The sequence below is a fragment of the Vreelandella songnenensis genome (genome assembly GCF_003002925.1).
GTDB lineage: Bacteria > Pseudomonadota > Gammaproteobacteria > Pseudomonadales > Halomonadaceae > Vreelandella > Vreelandella songnenensis.
Genome location: NZ_PVTK01000009.1, coordinates 130,896 through 156,617, shown reverse-complemented (window position 1 = coordinate 156,617; position 25,722 = coordinate 130,896). Strand labels below are relative to the sequence as shown.

The window sequence follows — 25,722 nt, the reverse complement described above, 5'->3', positions numbered from 1 at the left end:
CACTGCCGACAATGCAAACGGGAGGCTGATCGCCTCCCGTTGTATGTTTGCCAGGGCCGGTTTCAGTCAAGCGTAGTGTTGGCCAGATCCTCCAGCAGGTTATCGAACGCCTTCACTTCCTGCTCCCACTGCGCGGCGGTGAGTGGCCCAAGCGCGAGCAGGGCGGCCAGTACGTCGATAATCTCCTCGCTACGGCTTTTTTCCTGACGAATTCCCTCATTGAGCCGCTCGACCTGGATCGCCAGGCGTAAAGGCTCGTCACTTTGCCGGACGCTGCCGCTGGTGAGCAGCGAAAGATGCACCCGCAGTCTGGAAAGCGACGTTTCAAGTGCTGCCTGATCGTTATCGGTCAGCGGAAGCGAAACGCTTTGCCGCTGGCGATTGCGCGCGTGGTGCGCCTCGATGAAAGGCGCGGGCAGCGGTGTATCGATGACCTCATGGATGTTGACGGTCTCAACCGCCTCTCCAGCCAGGCAGCGCTGGTCGGCAGCCAAATGAGCATTGATCAGCGGCAGGGCACGATGCCACTGCTGAACCGTGTCGGCGATTTTCAGACGGCTCAAACGTTCGCGTCGGGCGCGAGCGATACCCTCGATGCGGCGCTGCATGCCTTCGCTGCGCCGGTTGCGGGGCAGCGGTTCGAGCTTTGCGATCTGCGCCATGAAGCGGTCCAGCGTGTCGGCATCTGCCGCCGTTGTCGGCTGCCAGCTGTCCATCTCATCGATCAGCGTCTGCAGGGCGTCAAGCTGCTGCTGTTGGCGCGCTGCCTGCTCGTTTTTATGCGCATCACGCTGGGCAAACAGATGGTCGCACTCCCGGCGGAATGCTTTCCAGAGCGCCTGTTCGGCGCCTTTAGGAGCACGGCCCAGCGTGCGCCAGCGCTGCTGGAGCTGCTTAGTATGCGCAATGCGCGCAGCAAGCGGCTGCTGTTCATCCCCGCGCAGCGCCCGCACCTCTTCGATCATGGTCTGCTTTTGCGAGGCAATCTGTTCGGCGCGCTGGTCGATCAGCGCCTGAAGCTGATGGCGAATCCTGCCAAAACGCTGGCCGACCGCTTCTGATTGCTCGCGGGGAACCGGCGAATAGTGGCGCCACTGATGGCGCGCCTTGTCGCGGATCTCGCGCAGCACATCCGGGTCGGCATCGTCTGCCGGCTGGGCGAGCAGAGTTTCAAGCTGTTCACAGAGCTGTACGCGGGCCTGTAGATTGGCATCGCGCTCTTCGCCGAGCTGGGCGCGCCAGGGGGCCAGGCGCGCGTGAATCTGGTCGGAGGCCGCGCGAAAACGCGCCGACTGCTCGCGATTGGCTGCCGCATCGCCCAGGGATTTCCACTCCTTGACCAGTTGGCGATGGTGGCGATCAAGTGCCGCCTCGGCCATATGCTGGTCCTTGGCCAGCGCCTCGATGCTCGTACACAGCTGCTCGCGCTTGGGCCCGGCCACAAAGCCGCGCCAGTCACGCAGTTCGGCCAGGCGTGCGCCGAGCTGTTTCAGGCGTGCCCTGAGCGGCTTGGACTGCAGTGTTGTCAGCGCGTCAATCTGCGGCTTCAAGCGTTGATGGAGGTGGCTGGCGCTTTTAAAGGCACCGCGCTCCAGCAGTTGCTCGAAGCTGTCGAGCTCGGCTTCAAGGGTGGCCAGCGATACCGAGGTGCTGTCCGCATCGTGAGCCGTGGATGCCTCGGTGGCCAGAGTTGCCTGAGCGCGCTGCACCAACGCCGGCGGTGGCAGCGTTTCCGGCCACGCGCACGCTTTCAGCAGGCGAGTCATGGCGCTGTGGTCGTGATCTGCCAGGGCTTGCTCGAGTACGACGCTGATATCCTGCCAGCGCTGCCAGGCTTCAAGGCATAGCTCGTACTGGGCAATCGCCTGGGTGTAGCGCTGGCGGGCAGCTTCGCTGGGTGGGTGCATATCGGAAAGCGCCTGCCAGCGCTGGCCAAGCAACTGACGCTGGGCACGCAGGCTGTCGATATCCTGGTTCGTCAGTTCACCCGCATGGCGCAGGCCATCAAGGGTTTCTTCAAGCCCTTCGAGCAGCTGGTTGCGCGTGGTTTCGGCCTCTTCCCGGCGGGCAAGGCTCTGCTGGCGAGCCTGCTCCTGGGTTTCGTGATCGTGCAGCGTTTTACGACAGCTCAGTACTGCCTGATGAAAGCGCTGCTCCTGCTCGGCGCTAGGTGGATGCGAAAGGTGCTGCCACTCGCGCTCCAGATGGCGAAAACGGCCGCCATACAGCGGCTCCCAGGGCGCCCGGGCGTGCTGCTCCAGCTGCTGAAGTGTCTGCTCGCGCTGAGCCTGCTGCTGGGTAAGCCATTCGGCATCGCTGCGCATGCGGCCAAGCTTTTCACGGGCGATGCGCGTCACCTGGCGATCCCGGCGTGCCTGCTTTAAAAGCAGCTTCAAGTGCTCTTCGCTGTCGATACGCTCGGCAGCGCGGTGGCGAACCGCGGCCACGCCGTTATGACACGCCTGATGCATCAGGTCATGTTCATCACTCAGCCGGGCCAGGGCGGCCAGGCGCAAGTCTAGGTTGTCACCCTGAAGGGCTATGGCGTTAAGCAGGCGCGGCTCGTCCAGGCGCTCCACCAGCGCCTGGCGCTGATGCAGATCGGTACTGCCCTGTGTGCCGCTGAGGCGCTGGCATACGGCGTTGAACCACGTTTCCTGCTCGCGGTGCTCGGCATACGCCTCGACCAGCGCCTTTACATCATCCAGCGCCAGAAGGGCGGCCAGGCGAATGTCTTCATCGCGATCATGCGCAAGGGTTTGCAGCGCTTCGCGCTGTTCGGGCTGAGTGGGGTCAAGCCGAGTGAGGGCCTGTCGGCGCACTTGTGGGTCCGGGTGCTGCCACCGAGGGGCGAACAGGCGTCTTAACAGTCCGTGCATGAATCATCCTGCGTAGAGGTGCATAGCATGAAAAAATCAGCGCTTGTTGAACCGGCGGTTGCAGTCACCGGCGCTGTCGCTTAGCTTTGCCTTAGCGGGGTGTGATAGACATTGATTCTTCACCCTAAAAGGCGCCAAATTGGGCTACCTTTATCTTACCTGAACATGACATGGAGTTTCGGCTATGAGCCTCAACGCCGATAGTGCCGACGTGGCGTTTACCTTCAAAGGCGGCATGCTGCCGATGACCGTCATGGAGTTGACAAGCGCCGACCCCGAGCATATCCGGCGGCAGCTGGCCGGTAAACTGTCTCAGTCTCCCGCGTTCTTTCAGCATACACCGGTTGTGCTTAGCGTGGAAAAGCTTGATGAGCCGCACCTGGCGCTGGAAAGAATCTGTGCCGTCTGCCGGGATCACAAGCTGCTGCCGGTCGCCGTGCGCGGTGGCGCCGAGCCTGTGCGCCAATCTGCCTGGGCGCTGGGGCTTGGCTGGTTTGCACCCGTTGAAGAGGGGCGGGCCAGAGCGCTGGAGAGCGTCAGCCGCACGCCGATATCCACGGCCGAGGAAACCGCTCAGGCCGAGACAACCAGCAGTGAGATAGAGAGCCACACGGCGGTAACACGCCTTTTTCGCGGTACCGTTCGTTCCGGGCAGCAGGTAAGCGCGGCCGACGGCGACCTGGTGGTGATCGGGGCGGTCAATGCGGGTGCCGAGGTGCTGGCGGCGGGGAGTATCCATGTATACGGCGCACTGCGGGGGCGGGCGCTGGCGGGTATTCATGGCAACACCCACGCTGGAATCTACTGTCGCGAGCTTGAAGCGGAGCTTCTGTCAGTCGCGGGTAACTATAAGCGTCTGGAAGATATCGACTCTCAGCTTCTGGGCTGCGCCGTGGAAGTTCACTTTACCGAAGAGCAGCTTGAGATCAAACCGCTGGGGTGATCGGGCGATGCGGCGCTTCCATGCTTAATGCTTAGCGACGCTGCGCTGTCTATCCGTTACAGTAGGGCATATTTATAACATTGACGTTCCCGTTATTCGTTCAGCGTCCTGCGCTCGCGATGAACGATTTCAAGAAGGAAGTGAATCTTGGCTAAAATTATTGTTGTGACCTCAGGTAAAGGGGGGGTCGGCAAAACCACCAGTGCAGCGGCGATCTCGACCGGGCTTGCACTGCGCGGTAAAAAAACCGTGGTGATCGATTTTGACGTGGGTCTGCGAAACCTTGACCTGATCATGGGATGCGAACGCCGGGTCGTGTACGACCTGGTCAACGTCATTCAGGGCGAAGCAGGTCTGAATCAGGCGCTGATTCGCGACAAGCGCGTTGAAAATCTGTACATCTTGCCGGCGTCGCAAACCCGCGATAAAGATGCGCTGACCCAGGAAGGGGTTGCGGAGATTCTGGAAAAGCTCAAGGAAGACTTTGATTTCATTATCTGCGACTCACCCGCCGGTATCGAACGTGGCGCGCAGCTTGCCATGTACTTTGCCGACGAGGCGATCGTGGTGACCAATCCGGAAGTCTCCTCGGTACGCGACTCCGACCGTATCCTGGGCCTGCTGGCGTCCAAGACCCAGCGCGCCGAGCGCGGCGGCGACCCGATCAAGGAGCACCTGCTGATTACCCGTTACAACCCGGAGCGGGTAACCACGGGCGACATGCTGACCCTTGAAGACATTCGTGAAATTCTGTCGGTTCACCTGCTGGGCCTGATTCCTGAGTCCGAAGCCGTGCTGCGTGCCTCGAACCAGGGTGTACCGGTGACTCACGATGCCGCAAGCGATGCGGGCCAGGCCTATAGCGACACGGTTTCGCGCCTGCTGGGTGAAGAGCTTCCGCTACGCTTTCACGAAGTGCAGCGCAAGAGCCTGCTAAGCCGCATGTTTGGAGGTAGCCGTCGATGAAACTCCTGGAGTTCTTGAAGCGTGAGCGCAAGAAATCCGCCTCGGTGGCCAAAGAACGGTTACAAATCATCGTGGCGCATCAGCGCAGTCAGCGCGGCCAGCCTGACTACATGCCGCTGCTTGAGCGCGAACTGCTCGAAGTCATTCGTCGTTATGTGCATGTGGACGACAACGCCATTCAGATCTCTCTGGACAGCGAAGACAACTGCTCGGTACTGGAGCTGAACGTAACGCTGCCCAAGAGCTAGCGGCAACGCTGAAACGGGGCGGCGAGATACGCAGCGGGTGTGCTAGGCTTGATGTTTTTGCCTTGCGGAGTGCTTGTTCATGGCGCCATCCAATGCCGCCCCTGCCAGTTTCTTGTGGCATGATTATGAAACGTTCGGGGCCGACCCACGAAGGGATCGGCCCGCTCAGTTTGCTGCCCTGCGAACCGATGCAGATTTAAACGAGATCGGCGAGCCAATCGAGCTCTACTGCAAACCGGCAGACGACTACCTGCCGCACCCCGCCGCCTGCCTGATTACCGGTATTACCCCGCAAAAAGCCCAGCGCCACGGCCTGCCTGAAGCGCAGTTTGCCAGTGAAGTGCAGCGTCACATGAGCGAGCCCGGCACCTGCGTGGCTGGCTACAACAGTCTGCGCTTTGACGATGAAGTCTCGCGCCACCTGTTCTACCGCAATCTGCTGGACCCCTACGCCCGCGAGTGGCAAAACGGCAACTCCCGCTGGGATCTGATTGACGTGGTACGCGCGTTCTATGCCCTGCGCCCTGAAGGTATCGAGTGGCCGCTCAAGGAAGATGGTGCCCCGAGCTTCAAGCTCGAGGACCTTACCAGAGCCAACGGTATTGCCCACGAGGGCGCCCACGACGCGGTGGCCGACGTGCGCGCCACCATCGGCCTGGCACGCCTTTTGAAGGCCCGCAATCCCAAGCTGTTCGATTACCTGCTGGGCCTGCGCGGCAAACGCGCCGTTGCCCAGCAGTTGGACCTTCCCAATGCCAAACCGCTGTTGCATATCTCGCGCCGCTATCCGGCAAGCCGCGGCTGTAGTGCCTTGGTCATGCCGCTGGCCGAGCACCCCACCAACCCCAACGGGTTAATCGTCTACGACCTGAGCGTGGACCCTGCGGATTTGATGGCACTGTCGGCGGAGCAGATCCGCGAGCGCGTCTTCGTCAGCCAGCAGGACCTCGCTGAAGGCGAAGTGCGCATTCCGCTGAAGGTGATTCATATCAACCGTTGCCCGGTCGTCTTTCCGGCCAGCGTGCTCAAGGATATCGATGGCCCGCAAAAGGGCAGCTACGGCGCGATCGTCGAGCGCCTGGGGCTGGATATCGTGACCTGCCGCCAGCACTGGAAAACCCTGCGCGAAGCGCGCGGCGTGGCGGCCAAGGTGGCCGAAGTCTTCAAGTCAGGTTTTGAAGATGCGCCCCAGGACCCCGACCTGATGCTGTACGGCGGCAGTTTCTTCTCGGCGGCGGACCGCCAGCAGATGGACCGCGTGCGCGAAATGGACCCCTGGGATCTGGTGGGTCAGCGGTTTGCCTTTCAGGATGCGCGTCTTGAAGAGATGCTGTTTCGCTTTCGGGCGCGCAGCTACCCGGAGACGCTGGAGGGCGACGAGCGCGAGCAGTGGGAGGCGTTTCGCTGGATGCGGATCAACGACCCGGCGCTCTCGGGCTTTACGCTCAAGGCGTTTGCCCGTGAAATCGAGCGCTACAACCAGCAGTCGCTTGATGATCGCGAGCGCCAGATTCTGGAAGAGCTGGTGATGTACGTGGAGGCCATGATGCCCGCTCAGGCCTTTGACGCCTGAGCGGGTGGGAAGTTACCGGTCGGCCGTTTTAGCCAGCGGAGCAAGACCCTCGCGGTAAGGCGCCACAGGGCTTGGCGTGTCGCCGGGGTTGTAGCGCACGTCGAGCTGGTGGCCCAACAGCGCAGGCCATACGGCTTGAATATCTTCCGCGCTCACGTCAAGTGCCAGCTCGGCAAGCGCTTCCTGGCGGTCAAAGCGTATCTCGTCAAGGGCGGTGGCCTGCCAGTAGCGGTTGGCCATGCCGGCAAGGCTGGTGTCGCGCTGGCGCAGACGGTCATGCACGGCCTGGCGATAGGGCGCGAGGGCTTCGTCATCCAGCTGCTCAAGCGCTTGGCCGGCCTCTTCCAGAAACGCATCCATGTGGGCGGCCACCTCGTCACTCTTCACATCCGGTGACTGAACCAGCAGGGCTATGCCCGGCGCTTGCAGCAGGGGCGAGTAGCCCGCGTTGACGATATAGCCAAGCTGCTCTTCGGTGCGCAGGCGCTGGTAGAAGGGCGTCTCCAGCCACTGGGCGATGACGCTGACGACCGCCTGCTCCTTGGCGCTCTGATCGCGGCCCTGCAGATAGCGCAGCACCAGCGACTCCTCGCGAGTGCTTTGCGGGTTGAGTACGCGGGGCGTATCGCTGACCGCAAGCGGCGTCAGTTGGGGAATGTCTGTGCGTGTCAGGCGCGGGCGCAGCTGGTTACGCATGATATCGGCCTGCTCCCGAGCAAGCTCGGCATCCAGATTGCCTACCGCCATGGCGTCAGCATAGAGCCCGCCCAGGAAACGCTTGCGGAAATCCTCAAGATGGTGGCGCTCCATGCGCTGACTGGCGGCCAGAAGCTCGGTGGTGGACCATTGCGGTGTCAGCAGTGCTTCACCCAGCGTGCGGCTGGCCTGGCTCGCAAGCCCGGACTGTGGCGCATTGCGCCATTCGCGCTGCAGCTGATAGCGCACGCGTTCAAAGGCACTTTCGCTGATGTCTGCGGTTTCAAGCTGCTGGAGGGCCTGTTCGATCAACGGCGTCTGGCCATCACGCCAGCCGGAAAACGACAGCGTCATGCCGCGGGCGTGGGGATAGGCGCTGAACGACTGCCCGGCAAGCCAGGCGGGGTAGAGCGATTCGTTCAGGCTGTCGTTGAGCCAGCCCGCCAGCAGCTGGGTCAGCACTACCTCTTCCGGCGAGTAGCTGGCATCCGGGTACTGCAGGCTAAGGCGCCACTCGACGCTGGGCGTGTTGAAGCGTGAATCCTGCATGTGCCAGGCGTTGAACGAGGGCGTGTCGATCAGTTGGCTGGGGCGCTCGTCCTGGCCCGTTACCAGGGCAAGGTCGCTGGCAATAAACGGGTTGGGTTCGGGCAGGGCGAGTCCGGTAAGTGCTTTACCTGCCTGTGCCGGTGGCTGCTCGCGCCACTGGGTGTTGAACCACGGTGAAAGCGTCTCGCTTTCGATATCCGGCGCGGAGTAGAAGCGCAGCATGTTGTCCGGCGTCAGGGCATCCAGGTAGGTAAGCTCCCGCTCCCGGTCCGGTGCATCCATGCGGTAAGGCGCGTATTGCACGTCCTCCACCGGGTAGCGCGAAAGACTCATGGAGAGGCGGGTCGCTTCCTGCTGGGGCGCGCCGTGCTGCTGGAAGCGGAAGGCCTGTTCGCTGAGATCGCGCTGCTCGGCGTAGCGCCAGTCGTCCAGGCCCTGAGTGCGGATCTGCTCGATGGCGTCAAATAGCGTGGCCTGAATATCATCCAGACGCTCGGCGCCGGCCGGGGTCAGGCTGATGGACACTGTAAACAGCGCGTCATTGCCGTCACCGCGGCCAACGCCTGCAGAAAGCCCGTCGGCAAGGCCCGCGTCGCGCAGTACCGCCAGCAGGCTGCCGTCACCTTCATCACCCAGCAGGTGAGAGATCAACTGGGTAGGCTTGCTGCGATACTCGTCGGTGGGGTCGGGAATCGGGAAGTAGAAGCGCAGTTGCCGGCGGTCCTGCAGCGACTGGCGCTCCACGTAACGCGGCAGCGTGGTGGTATCGACCAAAGGGGCATCGATGGCAGGCACGTCCAGGCCGTTATCAGGAATATCGGCAAAGCGCTCAATCACCCACGCTTCCAGCGTATCCAGCGGCTGGGGCGCAACGACGGCCAGGTTCATCACGTTGGCATCGTAGTGATGATGATAGAAGTCGATGACTCGTTCGCGCAGCGTGGCTTCGCCTTCCGGCGGATTGGCCAGCGTCTCGCGGCTGCCAACGGCAAAGCCCGTTGTGGCGTTATCCGGGTTGAGCAACTGATCGAGCACATCGTTTTCGCGCCGCGACTCGTCGCGGATGCGGGCCATGTACTCGGAGTGCACGATATTGCGCTCGCTCTCCAGGTGGTCGGCATTGAACAGCGGCGAGAGAAAGAACTCGCTGAACCGGTCGAGCGCACCGGGCAGGGCGGAGGGTTCGATATCGAAGAAGTAGTTGGTGTCCTGCTGGGCGGTGAAGGCGTTGTGCGAGCCCGCATGGTCGGAGATATAACGCTGGTAGGCGTCCGACTCCGGGTAGGGCTCGGTGCCCAGAAACAGCATGTGTTCGAGAAAGTGGGCTAGCCCTAGAAGATCGTCCGGGTCCTGGGCGCTGCCTACCCGAACATTCATCGAGGCGGCGGCCTTGTCGGCTTCCGGGTCGCTGACCAGCAGCGCCTGCAGTCCGTTTTCAAGGGTCAGCACGCGGTAGTCGCGGCTATCAAAGGGGCTTGCGATCGGCGTCACCACCTCTTCCACCGGGTCTTCGCTGGCCGCCAGAGCGCTTGAGGAGAACCACACGGCGCTGAGGGTCGCGACCATGACCAGGTGCGGATAGAAGGCGTGTTCAGAGACGATACTCGTGGGTCGTAACATCATGGCTCCTGTGAGATGGACCACTGCAACATGGGCCCGATCGGGTGGGCGCAAGCGGCGGATTGATAGGCAGGATTATTGACATGCTTAGATACCGGAAAAGCGCCCAACAGTTCCAGAGGCGCGGGCATTAACAGTGCGTTCACCGCATCGATGGGGCTTTCCGGGTCAAGCCAGGTCGTCAGCGCATGTTCGGGAATCACGACCGGCAAACGGTCGCTCAGCGGGGCAAGGCAGGCGTTGGCCGGTACGCTGATCAACGCCGTTGAATCGGTAAAGGCGGTCAGCGTCGTGTGGTAGCGACACCACAGCGCCCCCAGCAGCAGCGGCGCACGACTCACCTGAGTCACCATGTAAGGCTGTTTGCTGCGCGGTGACACTTTCCAGATATAAAAGCCGTTTACCGGAATGACACAGCGCCTGGCCTGAAAGGCTTCGTGGAACATGGCCTTTGAGCTCAGCGTTTCAGCTCTGGCGCAGTGGGGGGCATGATCCAGCACCTTGAGCCAGGGCGGCGTCAGTCCCCAGAAAAGCGGCTGCAGTTGATACTCACCCTGCACCAGACGAATGGCCGATACCGGCTGCCGGGGCGATAGATTGGGAGACTGTACCAGCGGCGAGACGATCTTGAGCGAGGGCACAAGACGCGCAAGCGGTAGGTTTTGCACGTGTAGGCGTCCTGTCATGCCTGCCTCCTTGAGCAGAATCGGCATAATCATGCAGTGAGCGGGTAAATGGCGCACAATAATGCACGAAATGTAACGCTTTAGTATCGAAAACAGTGTTCGATGTAAGGTATCCTATATTACCCCTTGCTCACGCTAAAGCGCGGTGAGGCATTCTTATCCGTTTGCCGTTGACCTGAAGAGATCGCCATGGCTCGTCCTAGACAGCATGCGCCCGATGCCCTCCATGCGCAGGTCATGCACGCTTGTGATGACTGGCTGGCCAAGCAGCCAGTTCATGGTTTATCACTGCGTGCCCTGGCTAGAGAGGTTGGCTGTGCGCCCAGCACGCTGCTGAAACTGTACGGCAGCTTTAACAATCTGTTGCAGCACGTCAATGTGGAAACGTTGGCCGGTCTGCAGCATACCATCACGTCGCTTGCCGAGGATGCCCCCGAACCCTGGCTGCGATCGCTGGCACACGCGTATTGGCACTTTGCCGAACAGGATTGTTACCGCTGGCAGCTGCTGTTTGACTACCCCCTGGCCCAGGAAGGCGAACTCGATCAGCGCCAGAGCGATCTGATAGAGGCGCTGTTCACTCAGGTGGAAACCTCCCTGAAAGAGTATCAGCCCAGCCTGGATGACCTGGAAGCGCGTCGGCTTGGGCGCACGCTGTGGGGCAGCGTGCACGGGCTTGTGCAGCTGGGGCTGAACGAGCGCCTGGGCTACTGGCAGGGCCAGCAGCTAAAAGTGGACGAGCTGCTGGATCAACTGGTCAGCACGGTGCTGGCAGGGCTCAGACACCGGGAGCCGGCAACGTGAGATGGTGGGTCAAGGCGGTTCGTCATGTTCTACGCTGCCTGATTTATCTGGCCATGCGGCTGTGTTATCGGCTGCGCATCCGTGGGAGCCACCATATACCCAAGCAGGGCGCAGCCCTGGTGGTATGCAATCACGTAAGCTTCATGGACGCGCTGGTGCTGGGGGGCGCAAGCCCCAGGCCGCTGCGCTTTGTGATGGATCAGCCGATTTTTGATTCGCCGGGGCTCAAGTGGTGGTTTCAACTGGTCGGCGCCATCCCTATCGAGTCCGAGCGGCGCAGCCCCGGTGCCTTGCGCCGCACGCTCGATGACGTCAGCCGCGCTCTTCAGCATGGCGAAGTAGTCATGGTATTTCCCGAAGGCAGGCTGACCCCGGACGGTGAAATTCACGCGTTTAGACGCGGCTTGGAAACCATTCTGGCGCGCGACAACGTGCCGGTAATTCCTGCAGGGCTTGCCGGACTCTGGGGCTCGTGGACATCGCATTTTGGTGGCAAGGCGCTTAAAAAGTGGCCCAGCCGCTTTAGAGCACCGGTGAGCCTGCATTTCGGGCCGCCAATTGATAGGCAAATGATTGGTGGTGTGGCGCTACGCAGCTACCTGGAAGATCAGGTGCGCGGCCTGAAAGCGGCAGCCGACAAGGACATCGGCCACCACCCTGCTGACTAGGCGCGCCGGGGCAGGCGGATTTTCTGCCAGCAGCGGGCCGACGTGATCAGGTTGTCGCGAATCTCCAGGATTTCCATGCGCGTATTGCCGATCTGCAGGCATGCCGAGCCTTCCGGGAAGGCTTCAAGGTGCTCGAGAATCAGGCCGTTGAGCGTTTTCGGCCCGTCGGTTGGCAGGTGCCAGCCAAGCATCTTGTTGATTTCACGAATATTGGCGGTGCCTTCAATGACGTGGCTACCGTCGTCCTGCTGATGAATCTCATCGTCTTCGGAAACGTCAGTAGTGAACTCGCCGACGATCTCTTCCAGAATATCCTCAAGCGTTACCAGCCCGTCTACGTCGCCATACTCATCCACCACGATGCCGATACGCCGCTTCTGCTTCTGAAAATTGAGCAGCTGAGTGTGCAGCGGTGTGGATTCAGGAATGAAGTAGGGCTCGCGGGCCTCCTGAACGATAGCCGCCTTGGTGACTTCATCGCGGGATAGAAAACGCGCGGCGTTGCGTAGATGAAGCATGCCGATGATGTTGTTGATATCACCCTTGTAGACCGGCAGGCGCGTATGCTGGCTGGTGCGGATCTGGGTCAGGATATCTTCCAGCGAATCGTCCAGGTCGATGCCCAGCACTTCGTGGCGGGGCACCATGATGTCATTGACCGTGACGTTCTCGAGATCAAGGATCGACAGCAGCATTGCCCGGTGGCGGTAGGGGATCAGCGTGCCGGCTTCATGTACCACGGTGCGCAGCTCATCGCGGGTAAGGCTATCGCCACCGTTCTCCACGCTCTTCACGCCGAGTATTCGCAGCAGTCCGTTGGAGATCATGTTGACCAGCCACACCAACGGGTAGAGCAGCTTTAAAAGTGGTTCCAGCGCCATGGACGTCGGGTAGGCGATCCGCTCGGGTTTGATCGCCGCGTAAGTCTTGGGCGTGACCTCGGCAAAGATCAGAATGGTGATGGTCAAAAGCGCCGTCGAGATGGCCGGACCCGAGACATCGCCGAAAAAGTGGATGGCGATGATGGTGGCAATCGAGGCGGCCAGGTTGTTGACGAAGTTGTTGCCGATCAGGATGACGCCGATCAGCCGGTCTGGCCGGGTCAGAAGGCGCATGACCCGCTTGGCGCGGCGATCCCCGCTGTTGGCCTGATGGCTCAGGCGGTAGCGGTTGATCGACATCATGCCGGTTTCAGAGCTGGAGAAGAAGGCAGACAGTAGTACAAGCAAGCCTAGCAGGCCGAACAGTAACCCCAGAGGGAAGTCATCGCTCAAGTCGAAAATTCCTTTAGCCGTATCAAGCTCGATTTGTAGAAGTTGGGGGGTGGCCTGTCAAGACCACCATGGCCGCGTATACATCTTAACGATTGAGCAGAATCTCAAGCACGAACTTGCTGCCAAAATAGGCCAGTACCAGAAGAGCACCACCACCCAGCGTCCAGCGTACTGCGCGCATGCCACGCCAGCCGAAACGGTAACGGCCTATCAACAGCGTAGTGAAGATGACCCAGGCGCCCAGCGAAAGTACGGTTTTATGCAGCAGATGCTGGGCAAAAATATTATCCAGAAAGATAAACCCGCTCGCAATCGAGAGCGTGAGCAGCACGACACCCGCCCACACCAGCTCGAACAGAACGCGTTCCATGGTGGTCAGGGGCGGAAGCGACTGCACGATGCCGCGAATATGATGATGGCGCAGCGCCTGGTTCTGCAGGCCCACAAGTACTGCCTGGGCGGCGGCAATGGCCAGCATCGCAAAGGCCAGCGCCGAGCTTACGGCGTGAAGCAGAATGCCCGGTGTCAGGCCGGTATGGCCTGCGTGATTGGGCAGCCAGGTGGCACTGATCAGCGCCACACCCGCCAGCGGAAACAGCACGATGCTTGCATTGAGCACCGGCTTGAAAAGACTCGCGACCAGCAGCACATTAACCGCCACGGCCATGAACAGGGTGGCGCTGGTGGTAAAACCGGGCAGCAGGCCCGGGGCCTGGCTCATCAGCTCCACCACCACCGGAATGTGCAGCAGTAGCCCAAGCGCCCCAAGCACGCGCACCATTCCCTGGCGAGACGGTACGCGACGGAAAAGCGTCATGCCCTGCCAGGTGGCAGCGGCAACATAGAGTATAAAAGCGATGGTGGCGAAAGGCAGCGCCTGCATGATGCTATCCGTGCGCGAGGCCGCGCGTTGCAGTGAATACAGTCAGGTTAGAGTAGTCCTGACTACTATAACCAATCGAAGCCGTATCGCACAGCCATGGTTAGCCAACGCGCACAGCCATGGAGACTAAAGGCCTGAGCGCGTATAATCCCTGCACATCAGTCCAGGGGCGTAGGCGCCCGGCGACAGCGACGGAGGCAGAGAGGCCCCATGTTCCAGAATCTCAGTGAGCGTCTTTCCCAGACGCTGAAGTCGATCAAGGGTCAGGCACGCCTGACCGACGACAATATCAAAGACACCCTGCGCGAAGTGCGCAAGGCGCTGCTCGAAGCCGACGTGGCGCTGCCGGTCGTCAAGGCCTTTATCGAGCGCGTGCGCGAACGCGCCGTGGGGCAGGAAGTTTCCAAGAGCCTGTCGCCCGGTCAGCAGTTCGTCAAGATCGTCCAGCAGGAGCTCGAGGCGATCATGGGCGAGGCCAACGAAGGCCTGACGCTCAAGGGGTCGCCGGCGGTCGTGCTGATGGCGGGTCTGCAGGGTGCGGGTAAGACCACGTCGGTGGCCAAGCTTGCACGCTATCTTCGCGAGCGCGAGAAGAAGAAGGTTCTGGTTGTTTCGGCGGACGTTTACCGTCCGGCGGCTATCGACCAGCTGGAGACGCTGGCCAAGGAGGTCGAGGTCGACTTCTTCCCCTCGCGCTCCGACCAGAAGCCGGTGGATATCGCCGAAGCGGCCATCAAGCACGCCAAGATCCAGTTCCATGACGTGGTGCTTGTGGATACCGCCGGCCGCCTGGCCATCGATGAAGCCATGATGGCGGAGATCCAGGCGCTGCATAAGGCCATCTCGCCGCAGGAGACGCTGTTCGTCGTCGATGCGATGACCGGTCAGGATGCCGTCAATACCGCCAAGGCGTTTCACGATGCGCTGCCGCTGACCGGGGTGATTCTCACCAAGGCCGACGGTGATGCCCGCGGCGGTGCGGCGCTGTCGGTTCGCCACATTACCGGCAAGCCCATCAAGTTCATGGGGGTGGGTGAGAAGGTCGACGCGCTCGAGCCTTTCCACCCGGACCGCGTGGCGTCGCGCATCCTCGGCATGGGCGACATGCTCTCGCTGATCGAGGAAGCCGAGCGCACCGTCGACAAGGACAAGGCCGCCAAGCTTGCCAGCAAGGTCAAGAAGGGCGATGGCTTTGATCTTGAAGACTTCCGCGACCAGCTTCAGCAGCTCAAGAAGATGGGCGGCATGGGCGGGCTTCTGGGCAAGCTGCCCGGCATGGGCCAGATGGCGGAAATGGCTCAGGGCCCAGGCCCTGAAAAGGAGCTTGGCAAGCTTGAAGCGCTGATCAACTCCATGACGCCCAAGGAGCGCCGCGCGCCGGATATCATCAACGGCTCGCGCAAGCGCCGCATCGCGGCAGGTGCCGGCCTTCAAGTGCCGGACCTGAATCGCCTGCTCAAGCAGCACAAGCAGATGCAGAAGATGATGAAGAAAGCCGGCAAGAAAGGCGGCATGCAGAAGATGATGCGCGGCATGTCCGGCATGATGGGCGGCGGCGGTGGCCCTGGCGGCCCCGGTGGTATGGGTGGCATGGGCGGCGGTATGGGTGGCCCGGGTGGCCTGCCCTGGCGTTAGGCGCAGGCTTGTACCCTGTGGCGGGCCGGCAAGGCCCGCACTCTGAAAGCCAGCACCTTCGGGTGCTGGCTTTTATGTTACATGGCGCAGGTGAACCAGCACGCTGCCGTCCGGCTGGCAGTGGTGCAGCGGGTAGGAGTAGGCCACCTGGCTTTCAGTAGGTGCTGCCGTGCTGCCGGGCACCAGGTGGTACTGAAACGCCGGGCTGCCGGCGATGGCGCCGTAGTGCGCCCCCCAGTGTATATGCAGCGGTTGATGAATATGCCCGCAGAGTATGCGCTTGGGCGAGGCGTCGATAATGGCCATGAAGCGCTCCTGGCCCTCGATCAAGCTGTACGCGTCCCAATGGGGGTTGCCGGTCATGAAGGGCGGGTGGTGCATGATCAGAAAGGTCAGCGGCTCTGCCTTTTCAAGCTCACGTGCAAGCCAGTCCAGACGCTCGCTGCACAGCGCGCCCTGAGGCTTGCCGACAATCACCGAATCCAGGCCCAGCAGCGTTACCCCGCCGACATCCACTCGCGAATGCAGAAATCTGCCCGCCTGCAATCCTGCAAGACGCTCGCCCAGGATATGACGCATCGCTTCCCGGCGGTCGTGGTTGCCGGGCACTGCCATGATGGGCATGGGCAGCGGTGCCAATAGCTGGCGGATCAGCCGGTAGTCCTCGTCCGTGCCGCCATCGGCCAGATCGCCGCTGATCACGACCAGATCCGGTCGAGGTTCGAGACTCAGCAGGTCGCTTACGATCTGCTCAACGACGCAGCGGATATCAGCCCGGGCCTGGCCGGTTTCGGAGCGCCTGGTATACAGGTGTAAATCGGATAAATGGGCAATCAGCATGACGGTAAGGCTCACTCAATAGGCGATCGGCTTAACGGCCAACGCGGGACAGGACATCGGCTTTCAGAAACCGCTCGATCACCAGCATGAACCCCACCGATGGAATCAGCAGAATCAGAGCGGTAATCGCCGCGACCTGATAGTTGCCGCCCATGGAGGCGTTGAACATCAGAAGCGGCAGCGTGGTGATCTCCGGCGCGCCCACGAAGAAGGTGCCGGTGAACTCATCGATGCTGTCCAGAAACACGAAGATCGATGCGGCCAGTAGCCCCGGAAGGGCTTGGGGCAGGGTGATATCGGTAAAGCTGCGCAGAGGCGACGCCCCCAGATTGCGCGCGGCTTCCTCGAGCGAGCGGTCAACGGCCGAGAACGTCGCGGTGGCGATCCACACGGCATATACAAGCCCCGGCAGAGCGTGCACCAGTACTACGCCCACCAGCGTGCCGTTGAGTCCCCACTGGTAGAAGATCGCTGCGATGTTGACGAAAATCGGCAGGTTGGGAAATGCCTGGGGCAGCAGAAACAGCAGCATGATCACGCTGCGCGCCGGCAGCGCCTGGCGGGCCAGGGCGTAGCCGGCGGGAATCGCCAGCGCCATGGAGAGTGCAACGGCCGCACAGGCCACCAGTACGGTGTTGAAAAGCGAGGTCCAGGCGCCCGCGCGGGGGCGAAACACGCGCTCCCAGAAGGAGAAGCCCCAGCCCGTGGGCAGCCGGTTGGGGTAGAACCACTGCTCGGCAAACGCCCACATGGCAAGGTTCAGAAGCGGCCCGAACACGATAAACGCGACCAGGCCCAGTAGCGCGCCCAGCACGAGTGGAGAGGCGATCCTGGCGATGGTCATGCGCCGGCCTCCCGGCGCAGGGTCAGGCGCAGGTAGAACCACGCCGTCACGGCGGTCAACGCGTAGGAGAAGAGCCCTAGAGCGTTGGCGATACCGTAGTCGCCGTAGTAGGTAATGCGGTGAGCCATCATCGAGGTCATCATGGTGGGGTTGCCTGCGATCAGCATCATTGGTACCGACAGCACCGAGAGCATGGCGACCATCGAGAGAATCAGCCCCACCCACAGCGTGGGCGCGGCCTGGGGCAGCACGATCTCGAACAGACAGCGCAGGCGGCTGGCGCCTGCGTTACGTGCGGCTTCTATATGGCTGCGCTCGACCGCCGCCATGGCGCCAGCCAGCAGCAGCGTGACAAATGGAATCTGCTTCCAGGCGAACGTGAGCACCAGGCCGCGCCAGTCAAGAAAGCTCTGGGCACTGCTTGATGCCATCAGCCCGGTTTCCACCAGCACGTTATTCATCATGCCGTTGGTGGCCAGAAACGAACGGGCGATCTGGCCGGTGACCACAAATGGAATAAACAGCGGCCAGCGGTAAAGCCAGCGCAATACACGCACCGCCCAGGGCGTCGCGCCCAGCGTCAGATAGCCTGCAATCGCGATGGACATGACCGCGATAAGTGCAAGCGACGCCGATACCACGCCCATCGAGAACAGCATGTCGCGACCATAAAGCGAAAACGCGCGTACCACGTGTTCGGTGGTCCAGGCGCCGCTGCCGTCACGAAAGGCCGTGACCAGCGAGCGCATCAGCGGCAGCGCATACAGCAGCGTGATGGCCGTCAGCGCCGGCAGGACCAGCAGCACCCCCAAACGTATGCGAGGCAGCCGCTTTCGCGGGGCAGGCAGTGAGTAGGCTTGAGACGACATTGTCATGAGGACTTCCGTAATGAAGGAGGGCGCAAGGCCCTCCAGGGTGGATCATGGCAGGCGGGCCGTTCACCTAGTGGCTGACATGGCTTTCGTAGGCTTCCAGAATGGCGCGGAAGTAGTCGGCCTGGGGCATGGACAAACCGCGCTCGGCCAGTGTCTCCGGCGTTACGTCAGAGTAGAGCTGCGCCCACTGCGCGTCGCTCAGCACGTCGCGCACGTGCTCGGCGTCGATGCCGGGAAACCAGTTGAACCGGCCCACGATGCCTTCCGCCTGAACTTCGGGGCTGGTGGCGAGGGCGATAAACTCGGCAGCAAGCTCGGCGTGTTCGGCGCGCTCGGGAATCACGTAGTACATCGGCTGACCCGGCATGCCGGGTTCCAGCAGCAGCAGGCGAAAGTCCGGGTTCAGGCGGCCATCGGCCATCCAGGTGTAGTACATGTCCATCCACACCGGACCCATGGCGATTTCGCCACGGTTCATGGCATCCATGGTGCCGGCATTGCCGGGTGTCAGGGTGACGTGCTGATTGAAGGTGCGCAGCTGATCGAGTGCCTCTGCCCAGTGCTCAGGTGCGTCCTCTTCCCAAGGGCCGTTCTGCAGGGTGTCCATCATGTCGGTGAAGGCGTACATCCAGCCAAACACGAACCCCACGCCCGCCATGCCGCCGGTTATGCCGTTGTAACCAAACTGCCCCGGATGCTCTTCGGCCCATTCGGCCAACGCCTGATAGCTTTGCGGGGGCTGCCCCAGCAGTGCCGGGTTGTAGGCGATGGCAATCTGGCTCTGGAACATCGGCATCACATAGCCTTCCACATCGACGCCCAGCGCATTGCGGGCACTTGCTGCGCTGGCAAGCTCTCCCGTCGGCAGGCTATCCACATAAGCCCCCAGCAGGCCCTCTTCTGCCATCTGCCCCGCCATGCGTTGATGAATGACCGCCACGTCCACGCCCCAGGTGGCGTTTTCGCGCTGGGCGCTCAAGGTTTCGTAGATGGCCTGGCTGCCAGCATCACCCGGGCCCGTGCCGAGGGCGCGAACGCGAACGTCCGGATGTTCGGCCTCAAAGCGCGGGGCGAGAAACTCGTTGATGTACTCGACCATGTTGTCATCACCCGCCGTGAACACGTTGAGCGTTGTGGCGGCCATGGCAGGGGCAGCGACCGCACTGGTCAGCAGGCCAAGCGTAAGGGCTAGGGGTTTCATGCGATATCCTCGTGTCGATCAAGTGGCGGCAGATGCCGGTCATCCGGCCCGAAGGGAATAAGAGCCGATTCGGGCACCTGAAGCGCGGCAAAGGTACCCGGTGCAACAGGGGTCGCGGAGGTGGCGAAGAGCTCGGCGTCATGGGTATCGATCAAGACGTGATAGCCATCGCCGGTGTACACGCATTCAGTGACGCGGCCCTTGCGGATGAGCGCTTGGGGGCAGGGCGGCGCGTCAAGGTGCGCATCGCGGGTGCGAAAGCCGAAGGTAACGGCGCCGCTTTCACCCATCGGGTCCTGAGGGGTACGGGTAACGGTGTTATCAACCCCCAGAAAGCGGGCCGCACCCAGGTCGGCGGGCTGCTGGTAAAGCGTTTGCGGGGTCGAGACCTGAACCACGTGGCCTGCGCGCATCAGCACGATCTGGTCGGCCATCTGCAGCGCCTCTTCCTGATCGTGGGTCACCATGATGGTGGTGATTCCCAGCGATTTCTGCAGGCGGCGCAGTTCGCTGCGCAAGCTGCGCCGAATGGCGGCGTCCAGGTTGGAGAGTGGCTCATCAAGCAGCAGAAGTGGCGGGTCGATGATCAGGGCGCGACCCAGGGCAATGCGCTGGCGCTGCCCGCCGGAAAGCTTTGTGACGGCGCGTTCCTCGAAACCGGAAAGCTCCAGGCGGGCAAGCATCTCGGCCACCTTGCGCCGGCGCTCGGTGCGCGTAACGCCACGCAGCTTCAGCGGGTAGCCAAGGTTTTCTTCCACACTCATGTGCGGCCAGAGCGCGTAGGACTGAAACACCATCGCCGTCTCGCGCTTTTCCGGTGGCAAGTGGGTGAGCGCGCGGCGGCCCAGGCGGATCTCGCCGCGGCTTAACGGTGTGAAGCCGGCAATGGCGCGCAGCAGCGTGGTCTTGCCACAGCCTGAAGGCCCGAGCAGGCAGGTAAAGCTTCCCGGCGATACGTCCAGATGAATGTCGTCCAGGATGCGCTGTCGGCCCAGGTCTACCGTCACGTTGTTGAGGGTCAGCGCTTCAGTGCTCATAAGCGGACTCCATGCTGTTCACTCCGTTTTGAAAGCGCGTGCAAAATTGCGGATGGAGGTATCCTAGAACGCCTGCGTGACGCTTTGATGTACGTTTTAAAACACGTTATGAGCGCTTGAGGGGTGCTAGGATGGCGGCGTCATCAGGCGAAAAGAGCGTTAAAGGATGCTTGAACTCTCTAGAGCAGGCGGGACATGCCCATGCGGGTAACGGCGGATGACGTGGCTCGGGCCGCGGGAGTGTCGCGCGCCATGGTGTCGCGTGCGTTCACGCCCGGCGCATCGATTTCGATGCGCAAACGTGAGCATGTGCACAGCGTCGCCCAGCGCCTTGGCTATCGGCCCAACCTGATCGCCCGCGGGCTGACTGGCCAGCGCACCGGGCTGATCGCGGTGGTGGTAGGTGAAATATCCAGGCCTTACGAGGCCTGGCTGCTGGAGCATCTGGTCAAGGCGCTGAGTACTCAAGGCTATCAGCCGCTGCTCCTGGCGGTTCAGGGGGGCAGTCTTACCGAGATGCTTGACCACGCTCTGGCCTATCAGGTGGATGGCGCGATTGTCGCTGCCGGCTTGGTCAGCCGGGAAATTGCTGATAGGTGCCGCGCTTCAGGCGCACCGCTGGTGTTGATCGGTCGGGTGCTGGAGAAAAGCGCAACCGATGCGGTGTGCTGTGATAATAAAGAAGGCATGCGCCTGCTCGCCGCACGGCTGGCCGGGCAGGGACGCCGGCGTCTCGCCTGGCTGGGTGGCACGCTGGATACCTTCTCGGACCAGGAGCGCGGGCGGGCGCTTGAAGCGTCGCTTGCTGATCACGGCGTGACGCTGCTGACCCGGCGACGGGGAGATTTCTCCCAGGCAAGTGGGGTAATCGAGGGCGGGCGGCTTCTGGATGCCGGGTTGGGTCTTGATGGCATTATATGTGCCAATGACGCTATGGCACTGGGAGTGCTGGACGCCGCCGCCCAGCGCGGTATAAAGGTACCGGACGACCTGGCAGTGACCGGCTTCGACGACGTGCCGGGCGCGGCTCTGGGGCGCTGCCCGTTGACCACCGTGCGCAATCCGGTGAGTGAGACGGCGCACGCAGCGCTTGAATTGCTGAAAGCCCGACTGCAGACCCCGGGGCGAGCAACGCAGGTGGTGAGAGTCGGCGTTACGCTGGTCGAGCGTACCAGCGCCTGACCTTGAATGGCTGCATACCAACGATTATCCGCGTGCAGCGGCGGTTGACGTATTGTGAGTTTTCTGGCTGTCAGGCTTTCCAAGCCGGGCACATTTGCGTAGAATGCGGCCTCTTCATGCGTGGGTGTTGGCGATATATGCGCAAGCATCGCCGCGATATCCGCCCTTGAAGCGCTTAAAGTACTCCCTTTTCACTTGCTTGTAAGTGATAAAAGTACCCAGAAAACAGCATGATGAGTGTTCTGATAGCGGTCTTCGCTACTTCCCACTCTCGTAACCTCAACCGAAGGATAGTTATCGTATGGTTACCATTCGTTTGGCACGTGGTGGCGCCAAGAAGCGTCCCTTTTACCACCTGACTGTTACCGACTCGCGTAACGCCCGTGACGGCCGTTTCATCGAGCGTATCGGCTTCTTCAACCCGGTTGCCCGTGGTCAGGAAGAGCGTCTGCGCGTTGATCTCGAGCGTGTTACTCACTGGCAGAGCCAAGGCGCCCAGCTGTCTGGTCGTGTTGCTGAGCTGGTTAAAGAAGCGCGTAAACAGGCCTGAGCCTGTTCGCTTGAGTCTGATGTTGTAAGTCGAGGTCGTCGATGACGCGTTTAGAAACAAGCCATACTGACGACACGCACGTGGTGTTAGGCAAGCTGACTAGCCCTCACGGGGTGAAAGGTTGGCTCAAGGTGTATTCCTACACCAACCCCATGGACAGCATTCTGGACTACCCCGAATGGTGGGTGCGCAAGGGGGAAACCCTGACGCGGATGACCATTGTTCAGGGACGTCGGCAGGGCAAGGGCCTTGTAGTGCAATTGAAAGGCGTGGATGACCGGGATGCGGCCGAAGCACTGGCCCAGACGGATATCGTACTGCCCAAGGATGCACTGCCTGCGCTTGCAGCCGATGAGTATTACTGGCATGAGCTTGAAGGCCTGGCTGTTTTCACTCAAGCCGGCGAGCGGTTGGGACGGGTAAGCTACCTGTTTGAAACCGGCGCCAACGATGTCATGGTGGTTCGCGGTGATGAGGACGCGATCGACAAGCGCGAGCGGCTACTACCGTTTCTGCCTGATGATGTGATTGTCGAAATCAGCCTTGAAGATGACCGTATGGTCGTTGACTGGGATCCTGAGTTTTGAGCAGTGACACACTCTTCGATGCGCAGGCGTCGGGAACTGGCAGTAACGTGGATGCGCCCGCGATGTGGATCGGCGTGGTGTCGTTGTTTCCCGAGATGTTCGATGCCCTTACGCAGCAAGGCGTAGTGGGTCGTGCGGTCGAGAAGCAGCGTATTTCACTCGAGTTCTGGAATCCGCGAGATTATGCCACCGACCGCCATCGCAGCGTGGATGACCGCCCTTACGGCGGTGGCCCGGGCATGTTGATGAAGGTCGATACGCTACGTCATGCAATCAGTGACGCGCGTGAACGTGCACATCAGGCAACCGGCCTTGTGCCGACCGTGATCTACCTTTCGCCCCAGGGGCGCAAGCTGGATCAGAAAGGCGCACAGGCACTGGCGGCGGCAGGCCCCCTTGTGGTGGTTGCCGGGCGCTATGAAGGTATTGATGAGCGCGTGGTGGAAAGTGACATCGATGAAGAATGGTCGATTGGCGACTATGTGTTGAGTGGCGGTGAGCTGCCTGCCATGGTACTGATCGACGCGGCGGCAAGGCTGGTACCCGGCGTATTGGGGCATCAGGACTCCGCTATCGAAGACTCGTTTAACGACGGTCTGCTGGACTGCCCGCACTATACCCGTCCGGAAGTCATCGACGGGAAGCACGTGCCGGATGTGCTGCTAAGCGGTAATCACGCCGCCATCAAGCGCTGGCGCTTGAAGCAGTCGTTAGGCCGCACGTGGCAGCGCCGCCCGGACCTTCTGGAAGGGCGTACGCTTGATGCCGAGCAGCAGCGGCTTTTGAACGAGTTTATCGAGGAACACGCTCTATCCGCCAGGTAGGTTGTTTTTCAACTACATGGATCAGAGCGGCGGTGCAGGGCGAACAAGGCAACTTGCCTGCGTACCTGCGTCACCCATAACGACTCCCGCGAAGCTCGTTTCGAGCGCCGGGATCACGGTTTGCCCCTTCCACAACTGCGTGGCAAGCCATTACGTTATTTAGGAGCATGAAGATGAGCAGCAAGAACAAGGTGATCCAGGCGATCGAAAACGAGCAGATGGGTAAAGAGATCCCTTCTTTTGCTCCCGGCGACACCATCGTCGTTCAGGTTAAAGTCAAGGAAGGCACCCGCGAGCGTCTGCAGGCCTTCGAAGGTGTGGTTATCGGCAAGCGTAACCGTGGCCTGAACTCCGCTTTCACCGTGCGCAAGATTTCTCACGGTGTGGGTGTCGAGCGTACCTTCCAGACCTACAGCCCGCTGGTTGACTCTCTTGAAGTCAAGCGTCGTGGTGACGTGCGTCAAGCCAAGCTGTACTACCTGCGCGAGCGCAGCGGCAAGTCAGCGCGTATCAAGGAAAAGCTGGCCTAAGCGCCACTTTTCTCGGGCGTACGCGGTGGCTGAACACGCGTGGCGCCCGGATACCAGGACCCCGTCACCGCTTTGCGGGGCGGGGTTTTGTTTATGTGTCTGACCACTATTGCGAGACGGTAAAAACTATTCTGGGGCGGCTAACGTATGAGCATGATGGATGCTTTTTTGGACGCTCTATGGCTGGAGCAGGGGGCCAGTGATCATACGTTAGCGGCCTATCGGCGCGATCTCACCGCCTGGCAGCAGCATCTGGAGGGCCACGGTGAGGATCTGCTCACCCCGGCACCTGAACGGCTGGCTGCCTGGTTCGAGGCGCGCCGCGAACAGGGCTATCAGCTGCGCAGCAATGCCCGGCTGCTGTCCACGCTGCGCAGTTTCTACCGCTGGGCGCGCCTGCAGGGCCATGTGCAAAGCGACCCGCTTGCCGAAGTGAAGCTGCCGCGGGTAACGCCCGGGCTGCCCAATACGCTGGATGAAGACGAGGTCGAGCGCCTTTTGCTGGCACCGGACACCGCCACACCGCTTGGCGTGCGCGACCGCACCATGCTGGAGCTGCTTTACGCCTGCGGGCTGCGCGTCTCGGAGCTTGTCTCGCTGACCGGGGACGCGGTCAATCTGCGCCAGAATGTGGTGCGGGTGCGCGGCAAGGGCGATAAAGACCGCCTGGTGCCCATGGGCGAAGAGGCCGCGGACTGGCTGGCCCACTACATGGCCACGGCACGCGTGGCGCTGATGAGCGACCCGACGAAGCCAGCGTTGTTTCCGGGCCGCAGTGATAAGGCCATGACTCGGCAGACCTTCTGGCACCGTATAAAGGCTCATGCCATCACTGCCGGTATCTCACGCCCGCTGTCGCCGCACACGCTGCGCCATGCATTTGCGACACATTTATTGAATCATGGGGCCAATTTACGGGTCGTACAGCTGCTGTTAGGCCATAGCGATCTATCCACGACCCAAATTTATACGCATGTTGCCCAAGCGCGCTTGGAAAATCTGCATGCTGAACATCATCCGCGAGGTTGAAGAAAGAATGCGTCAACGTACGGTTACTCCCGCTTTACGCTCTGCCTTACTCACGCTCGCCGTGGCCAGCGTTTTACCTTTCACCGCCCATGCCGATGCCACGGCAGACCAGCTGCGCGAGTCGCTCAGCGTCAACGGCCAGGCGATGCCGGTGGAGCAGGTAAGCGCCACGCCGATGGACGGCATCTACCACGTGCGCCTGGAGAGCGGGGAGTCGTTCTACTCCAATGCCGACGGCAGCCATTTCCTGGTGGGCGATCTTTTCGAGAATACCGATACCGGCCTGGTCAACCTGACCGAGCAGGCCAAGAACCAGGAGCGCGTGGCGGCGCTTGCCAGCGTACCGGAGTCCGAGCGCGTGGTTTACCGCGGGGTAGAGGAGCCCAAGGCGACGGTGGTGGTGTTTACCGACCCGACCTGCCCCTACTGTGAGCGCCTGCATGAAGCCGTGCCCGAGCTTAACGAGCGCGGCATTGCGGTACACTACCTGGCGTTCCCGCGGGCAGGCCTTGACAGCGCCGCCGCCACCTCGATGCAGCAGGCGTGGTGTTCGGATAACCCCAGCGAAGCCATGACCCGTGCCCAGCAGCGTCAGCCGCTGACCGGCCCGGCGGATTGCGATAACCCGGTCGCCGAGCAGTATAATCTGGGCATGGCGCTAGGCGTTCAGGGCACGCCGGCGATTATTTTGCCCGATGGCCAGCTGGTGCCGGGTTATGTACCGCCAGAAAGGCTGGCTGCCATGTTAGGCTTGGACGACGCGTAAGCGCGATTCAACAAGGCACGCTCGACAAGTGCC

The 25,722-nt window shown here is 61.5% G+C and carries 24 protein-coding genes; 14 read left to right on the top strand and 10 right to left on the bottom strand.

Annotation, left to right across the window (positions count from 1 at the left end; genetic code table 11):
* Positions 1-62: 62 nt before the first annotated feature.
* Positions 63-2,879: a DUF349 domain-containing protein gene (locus B0H98_RS14540; RefSeq protein ID WP_106375784.1), complete on the bottom strand. Its 2,817-nt coding sequence runs from the start codon at positions 2,877-2,879 to the stop codon at positions 63-65.
* A gap of 184 nt (positions 2,880-3,063) precedes the next feature.
* Here B0H98_RS14540 and minC point away from each other — a divergent pair, with 184 nt between their 5' ends.
* The 4 genes from minC (at position 3,064) to sbcB (ending at position 6,609) form a co-directional block, all read left to right on the top strand.
* Entirely contained in the window at positions 3,064-3,822 is a 759-nt protein-coding gene (gene minC / locus B0H98_RS14535) for a septum site-determining protein MinC (protein ID WP_106375783.1), read from the top strand.
* A gap of 147 nt (positions 3,823-3,969) precedes the next feature.
* Positions 3,970-4,788 carry a septum site-determining protein MinD gene (gene minD / locus B0H98_RS14530; RefSeq protein ID WP_106375782.1) on the top strand — a complete coding sequence of 273 codons (819 nt, stop codon included), beginning with the start codon at positions 3,970-3,972 and terminating at the stop codon, positions 4,786-4,788.
* Positions 4,785-5,036, top strand: coding sequence for a cell division topological specificity factor MinE (gene minE / locus B0H98_RS14525; protein ID WP_018918334.1), 252 nt, complete (start codon positions 4,785-4,787; stop codon positions 5,034-5,036). Before minD ends, minE begins: the two co-directional genes overlap by 4 nt.
* Before the next feature lie 79 nt (positions 5,037-5,115).
* Positions 5,116-6,609 carry an exodeoxyribonuclease I gene (gene sbcB / locus B0H98_RS14520; protein WP_106375781.1) on the top strand — a complete coding sequence of 498 codons (1,494 nt, stop codon included), beginning with the start codon at positions 5,116-5,118 and terminating at the stop codon, positions 6,607-6,609.
* A 12-nt stretch (positions 6,610-6,621) separates the two neighbouring features.
* On the opposite strand, the gene B0H98_RS14515 is transcribed toward sbcB, so the two are convergent.
* Both B0H98_RS14515 and B0H98_RS14510 read right to left on the bottom strand, forming a co-directional pair.
* On the bottom strand, positions 6,622-9,420 hold the full coding sequence (locus B0H98_RS14515; RefSeq protein WP_422822159.1) for an insulinase family protein: 2,799 nt from the start codon (positions 9,418-9,420) through the stop codon (positions 6,622-6,624).
* 53 nt (positions 9,421-9,473) lie between these two features.
* Positions 9,474-10,160 (bottom strand): SOS response-associated peptidase, encoded by a 687-nt coding sequence (locus B0H98_RS14510; protein ID WP_106375779.1) that lies wholly within the window; start codon positions 10,158-10,160, stop codon positions 9,474-9,476.
* A 189-nt stretch (positions 10,161-10,349) separates the two neighbouring features.
* Between B0H98_RS14510 and B0H98_RS14505 the strand changes: the two genes are divergently transcribed.
* Positions 10,350-10,964: a TetR/AcrR family transcriptional regulator gene (locus B0H98_RS14505; RefSeq protein ID WP_106375778.1), complete on the top strand. Its 615-nt coding sequence runs from the start codon at positions 10,350-10,352 to the stop codon at positions 10,962-10,964.
* A 53-nt stretch (positions 10,965-11,017) separates the two neighbouring features.
* The gene (locus tag B0H98_RS14500; protein WP_106375818.1) at positions 11,018-11,632 is read left to right on the top strand and encodes a 1-acyl-sn-glycerol-3-phosphate acyltransferase; all 615 of its coding nucleotides are present in this window, start codon (positions 11,018-11,020) and stop codon (positions 11,630-11,632) included.
* Here B0H98_RS14500 and B0H98_RS14495 read toward each other — a convergent pair.
* Both B0H98_RS14495 and B0H98_RS14490 read right to left on the bottom strand, forming a co-directional pair.
* Complete coding sequence (locus tag B0H98_RS14495; protein ID WP_106375777.1) at positions 11,629-12,906, bottom strand: HlyC/CorC family transporter; 1,278 nt, start codon at positions 12,904-12,906, stop codon at positions 11,629-11,631. The two genes, B0H98_RS14500 and B0H98_RS14495, sit on opposite strands and share 4 nt — an antisense overlap.
* A gap of 85 nt (positions 12,907-12,991) precedes the next feature.
* The gene (locus tag B0H98_RS14490) at positions 12,992-13,789 is read right to left on the bottom strand and encodes a cytochrome C assembly family protein (RefSeq protein WP_106375776.1); all 798 of its coding nucleotides are present in this window, start codon (positions 13,787-13,789) and stop codon (positions 12,992-12,994) included.
* Positions 13,790-13,999: 210 nt separating this feature from the next.
* Between B0H98_RS14490 and ffh the strand changes: the two genes are divergently transcribed.
* Positions 14,000-15,424 (top strand): signal recognition particle protein, encoded by a 1,425-nt coding sequence (gene ffh, locus B0H98_RS14485; protein ID WP_106375775.1) that lies wholly within the window; start codon positions 14,000-14,002, stop codon positions 15,422-15,424.
* A 72-nt stretch (positions 15,425-15,496) separates the two neighbouring features.
* On the opposite strand, the gene B0H98_RS14480 is transcribed toward ffh, so the two are convergent.
* From B0H98_RS14480 to B0H98_RS14460, 5 genes are all read right to left on the bottom strand, one after another.
* Positions 15,497-16,264 carry a metallophosphoesterase gene (locus B0H98_RS14480; protein WP_106375774.1) on the bottom strand — a complete coding sequence of 256 codons (768 nt, stop codon included), beginning with the start codon at positions 16,262-16,264 and terminating at the stop codon, positions 15,497-15,499.
* Between the two features lie 31 nt (positions 16,265-16,295).
* Positions 16,296-17,108: an ABC transporter permease gene (locus tag B0H98_RS14475; protein WP_106375773.1), complete on the bottom strand. Its 813-nt coding sequence runs from the start codon at positions 17,106-17,108 to the stop codon at positions 16,296-16,298.
* Complete coding sequence (locus B0H98_RS14470; RefSeq protein ID WP_244183188.1) at positions 17,105-17,983, bottom strand: ABC transporter permease; 879 nt, start codon at positions 17,981-17,983, stop codon at positions 17,105-17,107. The genes B0H98_RS14475 and B0H98_RS14470 overlap by 4 nt, the downstream gene beginning before the upstream one ends.
* Before the next feature lie 67 nt (positions 17,984-18,050).
* Positions 18,051-19,184, bottom strand: coding sequence for an extracellular solute-binding protein (locus B0H98_RS14465; RefSeq protein ID WP_106375772.1), 1,134 nt, complete (start codon positions 19,182-19,184; stop codon positions 18,051-18,053).
* Positions 19,181-20,221 (bottom strand): ABC transporter ATP-binding protein, encoded by a 1,041-nt coding sequence (locus B0H98_RS14460; protein ID WP_106375771.1) that lies wholly within the window; start codon positions 20,219-20,221, stop codon positions 19,181-19,183. The genes B0H98_RS14465 and B0H98_RS14460 overlap by 4 nt, the downstream gene beginning before the upstream one ends.
* A 195-nt stretch (positions 20,222-20,416) precedes the next feature.
* Between B0H98_RS14460 and B0H98_RS14455 the strand changes: the two genes are divergently transcribed.
* From B0H98_RS14455 to B0H98_RS14425, 7 genes are all read left to right on the top strand, one after another.
* On the top strand, positions 20,417-21,403 hold the full coding sequence (locus B0H98_RS14455; RefSeq protein ID WP_106375770.1) for a LacI family DNA-binding transcriptional regulator: 987 nt from the start codon (positions 20,417-20,419) through the stop codon (positions 21,401-21,403).
* Between the two features lie 301 nt (positions 21,404-21,704).
* Positions 21,705-21,953, top strand: a complete 249-nt coding sequence (gene rpsP, locus B0H98_RS14450; protein WP_009724081.1) for a 30S ribosomal protein S16 — start codon at positions 21,705-21,707, stop codon at positions 21,951-21,953.
* A 41-nt stretch (positions 21,954-21,994) separates the two neighbouring features.
* On the top strand, positions 21,995-22,540 hold the full coding sequence (gene rimM / locus B0H98_RS14445) for a ribosome maturation factor RimM (RefSeq protein ID WP_106375769.1): 546 nt from the start codon (positions 21,995-21,997) through the stop codon (positions 22,538-22,540).
* 62 nt (positions 22,541-22,602) lie between these two features.
* The gene (gene trmD / locus B0H98_RS14440) at positions 22,603-23,364 is read left to right on the top strand and encodes a tRNA (guanosine(37)-N1)-methyltransferase TrmD (protein ID WP_106375768.1); all 762 of its coding nucleotides are present in this window, start codon (positions 22,603-22,605) and stop codon (positions 23,362-23,364) included.
* Between the two features lie 173 nt (positions 23,365-23,537).
* On the top strand, positions 23,538-23,894 hold the full coding sequence (gene rplS, locus B0H98_RS14435; protein WP_106375767.1) for a 50S ribosomal protein L19: 357 nt from the start codon (positions 23,538-23,540) through the stop codon (positions 23,892-23,894).
* Positions 23,895-24,041: 147 nt separating this feature from the next.
* The gene (gene xerD, locus B0H98_RS14430; protein ID WP_106375766.1) at positions 24,042-24,923 is read left to right on the top strand and encodes a site-specific tyrosine recombinase XerD; all 882 of its coding nucleotides are present in this window, start codon (positions 24,042-24,044) and stop codon (positions 24,921-24,923) included.
* Positions 24,898-25,689, top strand: coding sequence for a DsbC family protein (locus tag B0H98_RS14425; protein ID WP_106375765.1), 792 nt, complete (start codon positions 24,898-24,900; stop codon positions 25,687-25,689). Before xerD ends, B0H98_RS14425 begins: the two co-directional genes overlap by 26 nt.
* The last annotated feature ends 33 nt before the right edge of the window (positions 25,690-25,722 follow it).

Bases quoted from the DNA above. Each gene is read 5' to 3' on its own strand.
- B0H98_RS14540 (WP_106375784.1), bottom strand. From the start codon at position 2,879: ATGCACGGACTGTTAAGACGCCTGTTCGCCCCTCGGTGGCAGCACCCG.
- minC (WP_106375783.1), top strand. From the start codon at position 3,064: ATGAGCCTCAACGCCGATAGTGCCGACGTGGCGTTTACCTTCAAAGGC.
- minE (WP_018918334.1), top strand. From the start codon at position 4,785: ATGAAACTCCTGGAGTTCTTGAAGCGTGAGCGCAAGAAATCCGCCTCG.
- sbcB (WP_106375781.1), top strand. From the start codon at position 5,116: ATGGCGCCATCCAATGCCGCCCCTGCCAGTTTCTTGTGGCATGATTAT.
- B0H98_RS14515 (WP_422822159.1), bottom strand. From the start codon at position 9,420: ATGGTCGCGACCCTCAGCGCCGTGTGGTTCTCCTCAAGCGCTCTGGCG.
- B0H98_RS14510 (WP_106375779.1), bottom strand. From the start codon at position 10,160: ATGACAGGACGCCTACACGTGCAAAACCTACCGCTTGCGCGTCTTGTG.
- B0H98_RS14505 (WP_106375778.1), top strand. From the start codon at position 10,350: ATGGCTCGTCCTAGACAGCATGCGCCCGATGCCCTCCATGCGCAGGTC.
- B0H98_RS14500 (WP_106375818.1), top strand. From the start codon at position 11,018: ATGCGGCTGTGTTATCGGCTGCGCATCCGTGGGAGCCACCATATACCC.
- B0H98_RS14490 (WP_106375776.1), bottom strand. From the start codon at position 13,789: ATGCAGGCGCTGCCTTTCGCCACCATCGCTTTTATACTCTATGTTGCC.
- ffh (WP_106375775.1), top strand. From the start codon at position 14,000: ATGTTCCAGAATCTCAGTGAGCGTCTTTCCCAGACGCTGAAGTCGATC.
- B0H98_RS14480 (WP_106375774.1), bottom strand. From the start codon at position 16,264: ATGCTGATTGCCCATTTATCCGATTTACACCTGTATACCAGGCGCTCC.
- B0H98_RS14475 (WP_106375773.1), bottom strand. From the start codon at position 17,108: ATGACCATCGCCAGGATCGCCTCTCCACTCGTGCTGGGCGCGCTACTG.
- B0H98_RS14470 (WP_244183188.1), bottom strand. From the start codon at position 17,983: ATGACAATGTCGTCTCAAGCCTACTCACTGCCTGCCCCGCGAAAGCGG.
- B0H98_RS14465 (WP_106375772.1), bottom strand. From the start codon at position 19,184: ATGAAACCCCTAGCCCTTACGCTTGGCCTGCTGACCAGTGCGGTCGCT.
- B0H98_RS14460 (WP_106375771.1), bottom strand. From the start codon at position 20,221: ATGAGCACTGAAGCGCTGACCCTCAACAACGTGACGGTAGACCTGGGC.
- B0H98_RS14455 (WP_106375770.1), top strand. From the start codon at position 20,417: ATGCCCATGCGGGTAACGGCGGATGACGTGGCTCGGGCCGCGGGAGTG.
- rpsP (WP_009724081.1), top strand. From the start codon at position 21,705: ATGGTTACCATTCGTTTGGCACGTGGTGGCGCCAAGAAGCGTCCCTTT.
- rimM (WP_106375769.1), top strand. From the start codon at position 21,995: ATGACGCGTTTAGAAACAAGCCATACTGACGACACGCACGTGGTGTTA.
- trmD (WP_106375768.1), top strand. From the start codon at position 22,603: ATGTGGATCGGCGTGGTGTCGTTGTTTCCCGAGATGTTCGATGCCCTT.
- rplS (WP_106375767.1), top strand. From the start codon at position 23,538: ATGAGCAGCAAGAACAAGGTGATCCAGGCGATCGAAAACGAGCAGATG.
- xerD (WP_106375766.1), top strand. From the start codon at position 24,042: ATGAGCATGATGGATGCTTTTTTGGACGCTCTATGGCTGGAGCAGGGG.
- B0H98_RS14425 (WP_106375765.1), top strand. From the start codon at position 24,898: ATGCTGAACATCATCCGCGAGGTTGAAGAAAGAATGCGTCAACGTACG.